Below are 14,688 nucleotides of genomic sequence, written 5' to 3'. Positions count from 1 at the left end.
ACCGTCAAAAATTGCTAATTCGTAAAAATTAGAACACAAATTATGATAGTTCAATTTAATTTGTACATTTGATCTGCAATGAATAAATGCACAAACATAACTTTATCCCGCTGGAATTTTATTCCCGTACGCTCCTTTGTACGTACACGCCCGTAAGGGTGTATTTCTTTCATGGAAATAGGTGAGTCCATTTCCGCACTGTCAAATCAACTATTTTTTACCCTTTAAATTAAGCTAGCAATGGAAATAGTAATTGCTAACGAATCGCACTTTAAATACGCCAAAATAATTAGTGACACCATTGCCGAATCGGCGAAGGTGAGGGGAACTGGTATTGCCCAAAGAACACCTGAATATATAATCAAACGATTAGAACATGAAAATGCTATCATTGCTTTGGATGATGATAAATTTGCCGGGTTTTGTTATATAGAAGTTTGGGGGCACCAAAAATTTGTGGCGAATTCAGGGCTTATCGTTCATCCTGACTACAGAAATCAGGGCTTGGCAAAAAAAATTAAAAAAGCAATTTTCGAGCTTTCTTTGAAAAAGTTTCCGGAAGCTAAAATTTTTGGTATTACAACCGGTCTTGCAGTAATGAAAATGAATTACGAATTAGGATATAAACCCGTTACCTTTTCAGAATTAACTGATGATCCGGCCTTTTGGAAAGGATGCCAGACATGTAAAAATTTTGATATACTCACCAGGACCGATCACAAAATGTGTCTATGTACAGGCATGTTATACGACCCTCTATTGGCGGCGGCCAAGAAAGAAAAGCTAAATGACAAGGCTTTTAAGAGGCTTAAAAAAATTAAAGAGCAATTATTTCTTAAAAGAAAGAACAAATGAAAAAATTAGTTTTGGCCTATAGCGGTGGGCTTGATACTTCTTACTGCGCTAAATATTTATCCCAGGAAGAAGGATTTGAGGTACATGCAGTAAGTGTCAATACCGGTGGCTTTTCCGCGGAAGAAATTATGCTTATTAAAGAAAAGGCGCTTCAGTTAGGTGTTTCCAGCTATACTTCTATTGATGCACTGGAACATTTTTATGAAAAGGTAGTAAAGTACTTAATCTATGGCAATGTGTTAAGAAATAATACCTATCCCTTATCCGTAAGTGCCGAAAGAATCGTTCAGGCTATCGAAATTGCAAACCATGCTAAAAAAATAGGTGCTGAGTATATTGCACATGGAAGTACCGGGGCAGGTAATGATCAGGTAAGGTTTGATATGATTTTTCAGATTCTCACCCCTAATATCAAAATTATTACCCCAATAAGAGACAAAAGCTTGTCCAGAGAAGCCGAGATTGCATACCTGGAGGAAAATGGTATTGACTATTCCTGGGAGAAAGCTAAATATTCGATAAACAAAGGATTATGGGGCACTTCAGTAGGTGGCGATGAAACGCTCACCTCTAATTTGTCCCTGCCGGAATCTGCTTACCCATCACAATTAATTGCAACAGAACCAAAAGATATTAAGCTGCAATTTTTTAAGGGCGAATTAGTTTCCGTCAATGGTCAAAAAGGTACTCCTGTTCAAAATATAATTGCCCTGGATGCTATAGCCTCCGAATATGCTATAGGAAGAGATACACATGTAGGTGACACCATAATAGGTATAAAAGGAAGAGTAGGGTTTGAAGCCGCAGCATCGCTTATCATTATAAAGGCACATCATTTATTGGAAAAACATACTCTTAGTAAATGGCAGCAATTTCAAAAAGAGCAACTGGGAAATTTTTATGGAATGCTCTTGCATGAAGGTAATTATCTGGATGAAGTAATGAGGAATATAGAAGCGTTTTTGAGCGATACACAAAGAAATGTATCAGGGGAGGTTTTAGTAAGCTTACACCCATATAGATTTGAATTGAACGGCGTTAATTCTGAGAATGATTTAATGAATGCTTCTTTTGGTCATTACGGAGAAACAAATAAAGCCTGGACTGCAGATGACGCCAAGGGCTTCATTAAAATCCTATCCAATCCGGGGAAAATAGCGAATCAAAGTATTCAGAATTATGATTAGAACAGGCATTATTGGAGGATCTGGTTATACAGGGGGCGAGCTTATCAGGCTTTTGCTTAATCATCCCGGTGTCACCATAGATTTCGTATATAGTAGAACAAAAGCGGGTAAAAAAATAAGTGGGACCCATACAGATTTATTAGGTCATTTAGATTTGACTTTTACAGATTCGGTAAATTCCGAAGTTGATGTCCTTTTCCTATGCCTGGGCCATGGAAATTCCAAAAGTTTTTTAAACAACTATTCTTTTTCTCCCAAAACAAGAATTATTGATTTAAGCACCGATTTCAGATTAATGCAAGATGCCTCTTTGGGCGGAAAAGAATTTTTGTATGGCCTTCCCGAATTAAACAGAACCGCAATAAGTAAAGCCAGATATATTGCCAATCCGGGTTGTTTTGCTACCTGTATTCAATTAGCTTTACTCCCGCTGGCCAAGGCACAACTATTGAATTCTGATGTACATGTGAATGCAGTAACCGGAAGCACAGGCGCTGGAGTAATGCCATCGGCGACCACACATTTTAGCTGGAGAAATAGCAATGCATCCTGGTATAAAGCCTTTACTCATCAACATCTTGGAGAAATAAATGAAAGTCTCGAATCGCTGCAAAAAGCTGTTGGAGAACTCTATTTTATACCCAACCGGGGGAACTTTTCCAGAGGTATTCTCAGCACGGCATACACAAAGTTTGAGGGAAGTGAGTCGGAAGCTTATGGTTTATATCATGATTTCTATAAAAATGCCGCATTTACTATGATTTCGGAAGAGCCGGTTCACATAAAACAAGTGGTGAATACAAATAATTGTCATATTCACCTGCACAAGTACAAGGATGTTCTATTAATAACATCTGTAATTGACAATTTGCTTAAAGGGGCCTCCGGACAGGCCATTCAGAACATGAATTTAATGTTTGGTTTTGATGAAAGTGAGGGATTAAATTTAAAAGCAGCTGTTTATTAAAAGAAGTGAGAATTATAAAAATAACCAGATCATAAAAGAGTAATTATGAAAATAGCGATTATAGGAGCAGGGAATTTAGGATTATCTGTTGCTAAAGGCATATTACATAGCAACGGGGCTACTACAATGTATCTGACCAAAAGACACGTCGATAGTATAAAGGACTATGAAAAATATGGAAATGTAACGGTTGGCTCGGACAATAGGGAAGCGGTTAAAAAATCTGATGTTTTAATATTTTCAGTTCAACCCAGAGATTTTGCAATGATCCTAGAAGAAGTTAAAGATATTCTTACGGATAAGCATGTAATAATCTCGACGATAACTGGTTTCAGCATTGAAAATATGGAAGTCATTCTCGGAAAGGAAAAGCATATTATCCGAAGCATGCCCAATACGGCCATTTCCGTTGGGAAATCTATGACCTGTATTTGCTCCAATACAGCGGGTAAAAAACGAATAGATATGGCAAAAGCCATTTTTAACAGAATGGGTTATTCCATGGAAATACCTGAAAATCAAATGCAGGCAGCAACTGTAATATGCGCAAGTGGTATAGCTTTTTGGATGCGACTTATAAGGGCAACTACACAGGGCGCTATTCAGTTAGGTTTCGATGCCAAAGAGGCGCAGGAGCTTGCCATGTACACTTGTAATGGAGCAGCTGGCTTGCTTATAGAATCTGGGAATCATCCTGAAGAAGAAATAGATAAGGTAACCACCCCTATGGGTTGTACTATTCAGGGATTAAACGAAATGGAGCATCAGGGTTTAAGTTCTTCTCTTATCAGAGGAATAGTTACTTCTTTTGAGAAAATAAATGAATTGAAAACCAAGAACTAGGCCTTGAGATAAATTACTTATCAACCTTTATAAAAAACAATAAATGGAACTATTTGATGTATACCCACTATATGATGTAACCCCGGTTACAGCTAAGGGTATTGTTATTACTGATGATAAGGGAGATACATATCTCGATTTCTATGGTGGCCATGCTGTTATCTCTATAGGGCATTCGCACCCATATTACATAGAACGCATTAAAAGTCAAATAGATCAAATAGGGTTTTACAGCAACTCCGTTAAAAATCCGCTGCAAAGACAACTGGCTAAGAAACTGGGACAATTATCCAATTGTGAGGATTATAATTTGTTTTTATGTAATTCGGGGGCAGAGGCTAATGAAAATGCCCTAAAATTAGCATCTTTCCATACAAATAAATCCCGGGTAATTGCATTTACGAATAGTTTTCACGGTAGAACATCTGCCGCCGTTGCTGCAACGGACAATGAGAAGATAAATGCCCCTATAAATAAACAGCAAAAAGTTACTTTTTTATCATTTGAAGATATTAAAACCTTTGAAACTGAAATCAAAAAGGAAGATGTATGTGCTGTTATTCTGGAAGCCATACAGGGGGTTGGCGGTCTGGACGAGCCATCTGGTATATTCTATAGGGAAATTGCCGCACTTTGTAAAAAATATGGTGTAGTTCTGATAGCTGATGAGGTACAATCTGGTTTTGGCCGAACTGGCTCTTTTTTTGCCTTTCAGCTCCATGAAATTAAGCCCGATATTATAACTATAGCCAAAGGCATGGGCAATGGTTTTCCTGTTGGTGGTGTATTAATTCATAAAAACATTCAGGCATCCTATGGCTTGCTTGGGACTACTTTTGGTGGAAACCATCTTGCCTGCACAGCTGTTTTAGCTGTTTTAGAGGTTCTGGAAAAAGAACAACTTGTTGAAAATGCCGAAAGACTGGGTAAATATTTCAAAAAAAGAGCCTTAGAAATACCGCAGGTTAGGGAAATAAAAGGCAGGGGACTTATGCTGGGATTAAAGTTTGATTTTGAAGTGGGAGAACTTCGCAAAAATCTAATTTACGAGCAACATCTTTTCACCGGCGGGGCCAAGGATAAAAACGTTTTACGAATTCTCCCAGCTTTGAATATTACAAAAAGCGATATGGACTTATTTTTCGAGAAATTAAAAATAGCATTATCATGAGTGTTATATTGAACATAGATAAACGAAATGCGGTCCTTAAATCCATGATTGAATGGATAAAAAAGGAGGAAAGCGCCCTTTTGGAAGCCAATAAAAAAGATTTGGAAGCTTACTCTGGTGACGATATTGCCATGTATGATCGCCTAAAAGTTGATGACGATAAAATTATTGGGATGATAAAATCCCTAAAGGAATTGACACTGTTGAATGACCCTTTGAATCTAGAACGGTTTCAATTTGAGCATGAAAACGGTCTGCAAATCAGCAATAGGACAGCTCCTTTTGGCACTGTACTTATTATCTATGAATCGAGACCTGATGTAACCATTGAAGCAGCTGGGATTGCTTTTAAATCGGGCAATAGAATATTATTGAAAGGGGGTAAGGAATCACTGAACAGTAATTTGATCTTGGTAGATTTATGGCACAAAGCTTTAAGAGACAATCAAGTTGATGGCGATTGGGTCAGCTATTTGCAATATGATCGCTCAGAGACGCAGGCTTTTTTAGAAAATCCCATACAAAAAGTGGATTTGATAGTTCCTAGAGGAGGGGAAAAACTAATTGCTTTTGTAAAACAACATGCCACCTGCCCTGTAATCGTTAGTGGAAGAGGTAATAATTTTGTGTATATAGATGCTGAAGCTGATCTACAAATGGCCGTTGATATAATCATCAATGCAAAAACCACCAAAATATCGGCCTGTAATGCATTGGATAAAGTACTAATAGCTGCAGATTTGCCCATAAAACAACAATTTGTCCAAAATCTATTGTTAGAACTTCAGAAAAGTAAGGTTGAGATTTTAACCGATGACGCTTTTTCAGCTCTCGAAGGCACAACTCCTATTAAAGATGAGAGTGTTTGGATTGAAGAGTTTTTAGACTATAAAATAGTGCTGGGTCAAGTTGCTTCTTTAAAGGAAGCCATTAGCAAAATAAACACTTTCGGTGGTGGGCATTCGGCAGCCATCATTACCGCGAATGAAGAAACAGCAGCAACATTCATGAATTCTGTTGATTCAGCGGCAGTATACCATAATGCCTCCACACGATTTACGGATGGAGGCCAATTTGGACTGGGCGGAGAACTCGCAATTAGCACTGATAAGTTACATCAAAGAGGCCCCATTGGTTTACAGCATTTAGTAACCAATAAATGGTTTGTAAAGGGCAATGGACAAATTAGATGAATATGCAGATGAAAAGAATATTATTAAAAATAGGGTCCAATACCTTGACCAAAGAAACAAGCCAGATTTCACGAGGTAAAATAGAGGACATTGGAAGACAGATTGCAGTCATGAAAGATGAATATGAGTTTATCATCGTCAGTTCCGGGGCCATTGCCGCTGCCAAACAATTCGTGGAATTGGAGCATCATGGGGCTGCAATAGATGTGAAACAAGCTTTGGCAGCCATCGGGCAACCGCACTTAATGCGTATCTTTCAAGAGAATTTTAGGGAATTGGGTTTGTCAACTTCCCAATGTCTTTTATCCTATTCAGATTTTGATAATTTAGACGCTAAGGCGAATATAAAGAATACCATTAATGTCCTTGTAGCTAATAAATTCATTCCCATCATCAATGAAAATGATACAGTCGCCACCGATGAGATTCAATTTGGTGACAATGATAAGTTGGCAGCATTGACTGCTGCCCTATTGCAGGTAGATCTGTTGATGATCGCTACCAATACTGATGGAGTCTACACAAGAGAATCCATAGAAAATAATAAACCGGAAACGATTACCTCAGTTTCTGGAGTTCAAAAATTGCAGAAAGAAATCAGCGCATCAAAATCAACCCACGGTACAGGTGGAATGCAATCGAAAATTGAAGCCGCTACTATTGCCCAAACAGCAGGAATTGAAACCTGGATAGTAAATGGACTAAAAGACAATTTTATAGTCGATGCAATTACTGGCAAGAGTAACCATACTAAAATAAAATAATGCAACACTACCTCTCTATAAACGATATTGATTCACTTTCTGACTGGGTTACTGAGGCAAGGGCCTTAAAAAATGATCCTTTACAGTCAAAATCCTTGGGTAAGGATAAAACCATCGGATTGTTGTTCTTCAATAATAGTCTGAGAACCCGATTGAGTACCCAAAAAGCAGCCATAAATCTAGGGATGGAAGTAATTGTAATGAACTTTGGAAATGAAGGTTGGGCTTTGGAATATGGCGATGGCACCATAATGGATCAGGGTACATCGGAACATATTAAAGAAGCTGCCAAGGTGGTTTCCCAATACTGTGATGTAATTGGAATACGAGCATTTGCATCATTGACCGATAAAGAAAAGGACGAGGCAGAGGTGGTATTGAATGGATTTAAAAAATATGCCTCCGTTCCAATAGTGAATATGGAAAGCTCTGTTGGACACCCATTACAGGCGTTGACCGATGCCATAACGCTGGCCGAAAATTCTAACAAGACCAAACCAAAAGTAGTGTTATCTTGGGCACCCCATCCCAAGGCCCTTCCCCATGCTGTTACCAATTCATTTGTTGAAATGATGCAGTTACAAGATGCTGATTTTGTAATTACACATCCTAAAGGGTATGAACTGGATTCTACAATAATCAAAAATGTCCCAGTGGAATATGACCAAAATAAAGCCTTGAAAGATGCCGATTTTGTATATGTGAAAAACTGGAGCAGTTATACGGATTATGGAAGAGTATTGAACCAAGACCCTAACTGGATGATCACTAAAGATAAACTGTGCAATGCCAAATTTATGCATTGCCTGCCAGTGCGTAGAAATGTTGTTGTGGAAGATGCAGTGTTGGACAGTGAACAGTCCTTGGTGATTGATCAAGCCAATAATAGAACATATGCCGCACAAGTTGTGCTGAAAAAGATTTTAGAGCATTTAAAATGAAACAAAAGCTATCCATAGTCAAAATTGGAGGTAATGTCCTCGAAAACGAAATCGAGCTTGACCAATTTCTATTGAATTTTTCCAAATTGGAAGATCCTAAAATTCTTGTACATGGTGGAGGTAAATTAGCAACAAATTTGGCTGCAAAACTGGGCATTAAATCAAAAATGACTAGTGGAAGGCGCATTACGGATGCCAAAAGCCTTGAGGTAATAACAATGGTATACGGCGGACTCACAAATAAGAATATTGTGGCCAAATTACAAGCTTTGGGAACCAATGCAATTGGACTTAGTGGTGCAGATGGCAACACCGTACAGGCCCATAAACGACCGGTTAAGGAAATTGATTTTGGATTTGTCGGTGATATTGACGGAATTAATTCTGAACTTATTGATACTTTAGTTGAAGTTAAATTAACACTGGTCTTTTGTGCTATTACTCATAACGGTAAGGGTCAATTATTGAATACCAATGCAGACACTATTGCTTCGGAATTAGCTATTGGGATGAGTCATAAATATAAAACCACTCTATACTATTGTTTCGAAAAGAAAGGGGTATTACAGGATATAGAAAATGATGATTCGGTCATAATACATATCGATACCAACAATTATAATGACTTATTGGGACAAAACATCATTTCGGACGGTATGTTACCAAAAATGCAGAATTGTTTTCATGCATTACAACAAAATGTCGATAAAGTTTGCATTGGCAATATATCAATGCTTGAGACAGATTCAAATTTATATACAACGATAACCCTATGAAGATGGATCAACAAATCCCTACAGATAAGGCTATTGGCTTATTGAAAGAACTCATCTCAATTCAATCATTTTCCGGGGAAGAGCACCATACGGCTGAGGCCATTGAAGCCTGGTTCGAAGCTTTTAGCATTCCCTATGAAAGGGAAAACAATAATGTCTTTGCCAAGAACAAACATTGGGATGACACTAAGCCAACACTTTTATTGAACTCACACCATGATACCGTGAGGCCTAATAAAGCCTATACTCGGGACCCATTTGATCCACAAATTGAGAATGGGAAATTGTATGGATTAGGAAGCAATGATGCCGGCGGGGCCTTAGTCTCGTTAATTGCAACATTTACCTATTTCTACGATTCAGCAAATTTGAAACATAACCTATTAATGGTAGCTTCCGCTGAAGAAGAAAATACGGGCGGTAAAGGTTTAAATAGCCTTTTAGCCATACTTCCAAATATTGATGTTGCAATCGTAGGGGAACCAACACTTATGAATCTGGCCATCGCCGAAAAGGGGCTAGTGGTTTTCGATGCTGTTATAAAAGGCACTCCTTCTCATGCTGCACATCCAAATAACAACAATGCCATTTATAATTCTATTGAAGTGTTGGAATGGTTTAAGAACTATACATTTCCAAAAACATCAGACGTCCTTGGTGAAGTTAAATTAACAGTTACCCAAATTAATGCCGGCAGCCAGCATAATGTGGTCCCCGCTAAAGTTCATCTGGTAATTGATGTACGTGTAAATGATAAATACAGCAATAAGGAAATAGCAGAAATGTTATCAAGGGAAGCTCCTTGTGAGCTAAAGCCCAGATCATTAAGATTGAACTCATCCTCCATAGACAAAGATCATCCTTTGGTAGTTTCGGGGATTAAACTAGGAAGGGATACCTATGGCTCTCCTACCCTTTCAGACCAGGCAGCACTTAGCTGCCCTTCATTAAAATTAGGCCCCGGTGATAGTACACGTTCACATACTGCCGATGAGTTTATTTATATTAAGGAAATTGAAGAAGGAATTAATCTATACATTAAAATTCTCGATGGGTTTTTAATAAACTAATTAACATAAAATAGCCTTACTCAGGAGAAACCACTAAAAATAAGAGCAATGAAACTTTGGGATAAAGGATACAGTACAGATAAAAAAATTGATCATTTTACTGTTGGCAATGACAGAGAATTAGATTTAGTGCTGGCTAAGTATGATATAAAAGCCTCCATGGCCCATGCGAAAATGTTGGGTAAAATTGGATTATTAACAAGTGAGGAAACAATTGAACTGGTCCGGGAACTTGAAAATATTGCCCGGAGCATTAAAGACGGTAAGTTTATTATTGAGGATACTTTTGAGGATGTTCATTCTAAAATAGAATTTATACTAACCGAAAAACTTGGCGATACAGGAAAAAAAATTCATACAGCCCGTTCCAGGAACGATCAGGTTTTGGTAGCCATGCAATTATATCTGAAAGAAGAATTAACTGAAATAAAGCTCCAGACTAAAGAACTGTTCTATTTATTACTTGAATTGGCTGAAAAACATAAGGAAATTTTGTTGCCGGGATATACGCACTTCCAGATTGCAATGCCTTCTTCATTTGGATTGTGGTTTTCTGCCTATGCAGAAAGCCTTATTGATGATCTTTACTTTATAGATTCAGCCTTCAAAATAGCTGATCAAAATCCACTTGGTAGTGCCGCCGGTTATGGAAGTTCTTTTCCTATTGATCGCACTTATACAACCAAAGAAATGGGGTTTGCCGATTTAAAATACAATGTTGTGGCTGCCCAAATGGGACGAGGCAAAGTTGAGAAAGCCACTGCATTTGGTATTTCAGGAATAGCAGGCACGCTTTCTAAGTTGGCAATGGATATTTGTCTCTATATGAGTCAGAATTTCAACTTTATATCTTTTCCGGATGCGCTAACAACAGGGAGCAGTATTATGCCTCATAAAAAAAATCCGGATGTCTTTGAGCTTATCAGGGCAAAATGCAACAGCTTGCAAGCCATCCCTGGCCAGATTACTCTTATCACGACTAATTTACCCAGTGGCTATCACAGGGACCTTCAAATGGTCAAGACTCTAATAATCCCGGCGATACAGGAAATAAAATCCTGTTTGGAAATGATGACTTTCAGTTTAAAAGATGTTAAGGTAAATTCCAATATTCTCAATGATCCTAAGTACGACTATCTTTTTAGTGTAGACACATTAAATCAACTCGTGCTTAGTGGAATACCTTTCCGTGATGCCTACAAACAAATAGGTGCGGAAATTGAAGCAGGGACTTTTAAACCTAAAAAGCAATTAGATCACAATCATGAAGGGAGCCTCGGAAATTTGTGCCTGGATAAGATAAAGGCCAAAATGAAGACATAATTTTCATGTCCGTTATTAAATATATCAATTTCTGATTTAGACTTAAACATTAATTATTTTATCTTTAGTGCATAAGCTTTAATTGATATCCCCTTTGTCATGTTTTCTCTTGTTTATAGATCCACTGCCTCACCAATTTTTAATAAAGTTGATGTAAAAGAAATGCTTGAAAAGGCAAGAGTTAATAATTTACGTGATAGAATAACAGGGTGTTTATTGTATTATGAAGGAGAATTTATTCAGTATCTTGAAGGTAATCAAGTAATGGTTCTTACCCTTTTTGATAAGATTAAAGTAGACAAACGACATAAAGATGTAACCATATTAGCATATGGTGTTACAGATTCCCGGGAATTTAAGGATTGGGAAATGGCCTATGCCGATTTCTTTGGCGACAATGACAAGATGAACTATTTCAAGTTATTAATAAGTTCCTATAATGAAAACCTGGATTCAATCACTTCTCAGAATCCTTCTTTTAACACTTTCTGGATTGCGGTTAGGGAAAATCTTGACCAAACATTAGAGTCGCAACCCTAATTATTGGTTCATCCCTAAATTTATTACTTCTTGTTTAGTTAAATGTCTCCAATGTCCCCGGGGAAGATCCTTTTTAGTTAGTCCGGCAAAAATAACACGATCCAGTTTTTTTACATCATAACCAAGATGTTCAAAAATACGCCGTACTATCCTGTTTCTACCACTGTGTATTTCTATGCCTACTTCTCGTTTGGGGGAATTGTTTATATAACTTACTTCATCAACCTTGATTGGACCGTCATCTAAAGTAATACCTGTCTGTATTTTTTTTAGATCTTCCATAGTAAGGTTTTTGTTCAATTCAACATGGTAAATCTTGCGGATACCATGTCTGGGGTGCGTAAGTTTTTTTGAAAGATCCCCATCATTGGTAAAAAGTAAGAGCCCTGTAGTATTCCTGTCTAACCGTCCAACCGGCACTAATCTCGATTTTGAAGCCTTGGAAATTAATTCCATTACAGTTCTCCTCCCTCTTTCATCACTTGTAGTGGTTATAAAATTCTTGGGTTTGTTTAAAAGCACGTATTCCTTTTTTTGCGGATTGAGTAAGCGTCCGTCAAACTTAACAATATCGGTAAGCTTAACTTTGTGTCCCATTTCAGTAATGGTCTTTCCGTTAACCGTTACATTACCTGCTTCTATATATGTATCAGCTTCTCTCCTGGAACATACTCCTGAATTTGCAACATAGCGATTAAGTCTTATTAAATCCGGGTCTGAAGGAACAGGCTTAGTTTTTTTTACAGCTGATGGAGTACGTACTTTGGAAAATGGTTTTTTTGTATACCCTTTGTTTTTTCCCTGAATATTTCTTTTATCCTTATTTGATTGCGGTCTGCGCATTGTCTAAATTTTAGGCAAAGGTAGTAAAGGGATTTGGATGTAGCTTAGAGTAAAAGTCAATATCCCCGGAAGCTAATCTTCCACGTCGATTGTTGACTGCCTTTGCCTGTTCACCACTAATTTGGTGACATCCGGTCTGGAATAATGACCAGCAGGGTCAAAATTTTGTCGTTCTTCAAAGACTCTGTTGAAATCCAATGTTTGAAAAATAACCCCTTCTTTGCCTACTACAGGTTCAAGTATCCATTCTCCATCGGGACCGGCTATACAGGATCCGCCGTTGGCTAAGATATTAGGTGTCTTTTTTAATAATTGATCTACATGTGGCAAATTTTTTGGTAAATCTTTTTTATACATCAAGGACGAAACAGAGACCACAAAACTCCTGGATTCTCTTGCTATAAATCGGGTAATATCTCTTGTATTGTATTCACTGCCGGGCCAAACAGCAATATGCAAATTTTCTCCCAAACCATACATTGCAGCCCTTACCAAAGGCATCCAGTTTTCCCAGCAATTAAGACCCCCCACAGTAAACTGTTTTAATTTGTGGGTCTTAAGGCCATGTCCATCTCCCTGAGCCCATGTAAGTCGCTCATCATAAGTGGGTTGAAGCTTTCGATGAACAGATTTTATTTCCCCTTTATCATCAATAAAAACCAAAGAGCAATACAGGCTATGGCCACCCCTGTCCGGTGCTCTTTCGATAATACCCAAATAAATTGCGAGTTCATGTTTACGGGCTAAATCACAAATACCATCAAGATCTCCTTTTTCTATCTGTATGGCATTATGCATATAATGCGCATGAATTTCCTTATTTATCTTCAGATCCCATGAAGCACCCTCAGTATGTGCCAGCCAAAAAGGATAACCGGGAAGAAATCCTTCCCCGAAAACTAAGAGCTCTGCATTCTCTTTTGCTGCTTTATGGATAATGTCTTTAATTTTGGCAATAGTGCCTATCTTATCTAACCAAACCGGGGAAATTTGTGCAAGGGCTATTTTTAATTGATTTTTCATCAAAATATTCGGTTTAGAACGAGATCTACATCAATTAATAATATACTAAAAACGCCGGCAACTATTATAAACTTAAGAATATTATGGAGCCAAATATAATCTTTCTTGGTTTCGGACTTCCATAGCAAAATCAGGAATAACAATAATAAAAAGATGCAGGCATTAAAGTAAATATACATATAGCCCACATTAAATTTATTGATTAACAAAGCAGCAGGTATTAAGGTGAGAAGTATTAAAAAACTAATCCCTAACTTAGAATAGACCGGGCCATATAAAACGGGAATGGTCTTATAATTTTGAGCCAGATCGCCTGTAATATTTTCCATATCCTTAATCATTTCACGGGCTAAAATCAGTAGAAACAAGAAAATAGCATGGACAAAAATTACCGTATCAAAATTTTTGTAATACACAAATATTGCAAAGAAAGGGGCAATTATCAACACTGCGGAGACAATGTTCCCAACAAAAGGTATTTTTTTTAATTTATGTGAATACAACCAAATTCCAAATATATAGGCCGAGAAGAATAATGCCGCTCTGAATGATATGTAACTGGCGAGTAAAACTGCAAGGAAGTTAAAAACAAAATAGGCACTTAATTTAGTTCGCTGATTTACCAATCGGTCAAGCATACTCTTTCGAGGCCTATTGATAAGGTCTTTCTCTGAGTCATAAAAACTATTAATGATATAGCCCCCGGATATTACAAGTGCTGATGCTAATACAAGTACAAATAAATTTGGATCAAATACAACTTTACGTAAAGGTAGGTCGGGAGCAAGTATATATATAGAGGCCAGATACTGGGCCAGAGTTATCATAAGGACATTATAGCCCCTTATAATGGAAAACAGACTCAGCCCTTTTAGTAGCAGGAGTTTGTTTTTTCTACTAAGCATTTTTAAGGTCTTAGAAGTTGTATACTACTTCTAAATGATGGTCTTTTAACGCAGTTCTTGCTTTTGCCAAATCCTGAGTGAATCCTAAAATATAACCACCCCCTCCGGAACCGCATAATTTCAGGTAGTAATCATTAGTTTCTATACCGTGCTTCCAAAGTTTATGAAATTCTTTGGGGATCATAGGTTTGAAATGGTCCAAAACCACGTGTGAAAGTTGCTTCAGATTTCCAAAAAGCGACTTCACATTACCACTTACAAAATCCTCAACACAGGCATCAGTATGT

At 37.6% G+C, this 14,688-nt stretch carries 15 protein-coding genes and 1 pseudogene; 12 read left to right on the top strand and 4 right to left on the bottom strand.

Annotated elements, in window-relative coordinates; all coding sequences use genetic code 11:
- The first annotated feature begins 240 nt into the window (after window positions 1-240).
- From WBN20_RS10975 to WBN20_RS10920, 12 genes are all read left to right on the top strand, one after another.
- Window positions 241-855, top strand: coding sequence for a GNAT family N-acetyltransferase (locus WBN20_RS10975; RefSeq protein WP_424281701.1), 615 nt, complete (start codon window positions 241-243; stop codon window positions 853-855).
- A complete protein-coding gene (locus tag WBN20_RS10970; protein WP_424281700.1) occupies window positions 852-2,042 on the top strand; it encodes an argininosuccinate synthase in 1,191 nt (396 codons plus the stop codon). The genes WBN20_RS10975 and WBN20_RS10970 overlap by 4 nt, the downstream gene beginning before the upstream one ends.
- A complete protein-coding gene (argC, locus tag WBN20_RS10965) occupies window positions 2,035-3,009 on the top strand; it encodes an N-acetyl-gamma-glutamyl-phosphate reductase (protein WP_424281699.1) in 975 nt (324 codons plus the stop codon). The genes WBN20_RS10970 and argC overlap by 8 nt, the downstream gene beginning before the upstream one ends.
- Before the next feature lie 45 nt (window positions 3,010-3,054).
- Window positions 3,055-3,852, top strand: coding sequence for a pyrroline-5-carboxylate reductase (proC, locus tag WBN20_RS10960; RefSeq protein WP_424271851.1), 798 nt, complete (start codon window positions 3,055-3,057; stop codon window positions 3,850-3,852).
- Between the two features lie 43 nt (window positions 3,853-3,895).
- A complete protein-coding gene (locus WBN20_RS10955; protein ID WP_424281698.1) occupies window positions 3,896-5,023 on the top strand; it encodes an aspartate aminotransferase family protein in 1,128 nt (375 codons plus the stop codon).
- Window positions 5,020-6,216 (top strand): glutamate-5-semialdehyde dehydrogenase, encoded by a 1,197-nt coding sequence (locus tag WBN20_RS10950; protein ID WP_424281697.1) that lies wholly within the window; start codon window positions 5,020-5,022, stop codon window positions 6,214-6,216. Before WBN20_RS10955 ends, WBN20_RS10950 begins: the two co-directional genes overlap by 4 nt.
- A gap of 2 nt (window positions 6,217-6,218) precedes the next feature.
- Window positions 6,219-6,980, top strand: coding sequence for a glutamate 5-kinase (proB, locus tag WBN20_RS10945; protein ID WP_424274255.1), 762 nt, complete (start codon window positions 6,219-6,221; stop codon window positions 6,978-6,980).
- Entirely contained in the window at window positions 6,980-7,921 is a 942-nt protein-coding gene (locus WBN20_RS10940) for an N-acetylornithine carbamoyltransferase (protein ID WP_424272443.1), read from the top strand. The genes proB and WBN20_RS10940 overlap by 1 nt, the downstream gene beginning before the upstream one ends.
- The gene (argB, locus tag WBN20_RS10935) at window positions 7,918-8,697 is read left to right on the top strand and encodes an acetylglutamate kinase (protein WP_424281696.1); all 780 of its coding nucleotides are present in this window, start codon (window positions 7,918-7,920) and stop codon (window positions 8,695-8,697) included. Before WBN20_RS10940 ends, argB begins: the two co-directional genes overlap by 4 nt.
- Window positions 8,694-9,767: a M20 family metallo-hydrolase gene (locus tag WBN20_RS10930; RefSeq protein ID WP_424272445.1), complete on the top strand. Its 1,074-nt coding sequence runs from the start codon at window positions 8,694-8,696 to the stop codon at window positions 9,765-9,767. Before argB ends, WBN20_RS10930 begins: the two co-directional genes overlap by 4 nt.
- Before the next feature lie 48 nt (window positions 9,768-9,815).
- A complete protein-coding gene (gene argH / locus WBN20_RS10925) occupies window positions 9,816-11,090 on the top strand; it encodes an argininosuccinate lyase (RefSeq protein ID WP_424281695.1) in 1,275 nt (424 codons plus the stop codon).
- 99 nt (window positions 11,091-11,189) lie between these two features.
- Window positions 11,190-11,630, top strand: a complete 441-nt coding sequence (locus WBN20_RS10920; RefSeq protein WP_424281694.1) for a BLUF domain-containing protein — start codon at window positions 11,190-11,192, stop codon at window positions 11,628-11,630.
- Here the strand turns inward: WBN20_RS10920 and WBN20_RS10915 are convergent, their stop codons facing one another.
- From WBN20_RS10915 to WBN20_RS10900, 4 genes and pseudogenes are all read right to left on the bottom strand, one after another.
- Window positions 11,631-12,473, bottom strand: a complete 843-nt coding sequence (locus WBN20_RS10915) for a pseudouridine synthase (RefSeq protein WP_424281693.1) — start codon at window positions 12,471-12,473, stop codon at window positions 11,631-11,633.
- A gap of 72 nt (window positions 12,474-12,545) precedes the next feature.
- Window positions 12,546-13,496: a carbon-nitrogen hydrolase family protein gene (locus tag WBN20_RS10910; RefSeq protein WP_424281692.1), complete on the bottom strand. Its 951-nt coding sequence runs from the start codon at window positions 13,494-13,496 to the stop codon at window positions 12,546-12,548.
- Window positions 13,496-14,401, bottom strand: coding sequence for a geranylgeranylglycerol-phosphate geranylgeranyltransferase (locus tag WBN20_RS10905; protein ID WP_424281691.1), 906 nt, complete (start codon window positions 14,399-14,401; stop codon window positions 13,496-13,498). The genes WBN20_RS10910 and WBN20_RS10905 overlap by 1 nt, the downstream gene beginning before the upstream one ends.
- A 10-nt stretch (window positions 14,402-14,411) precedes the next feature.
- Window positions 14,412-14,688, bottom strand: a pseudogene (locus tag WBN20_RS10900) (mevalonate kinase); the annotation flags it as partial.

It is taken from the genome of Eudoraea sp., from assembly GCF_049665975.1.
In the GTDB taxonomy this organism is placed as follows: domain Bacteria; phylum Bacteroidota; class Bacteroidia; order Flavobacteriales; family Flavobacteriaceae; genus Eudoraea.
Note: the sequence above shows the minus strand (reverse complement) of the source record. Positions and strands in the feature narration are given on the sequence as shown.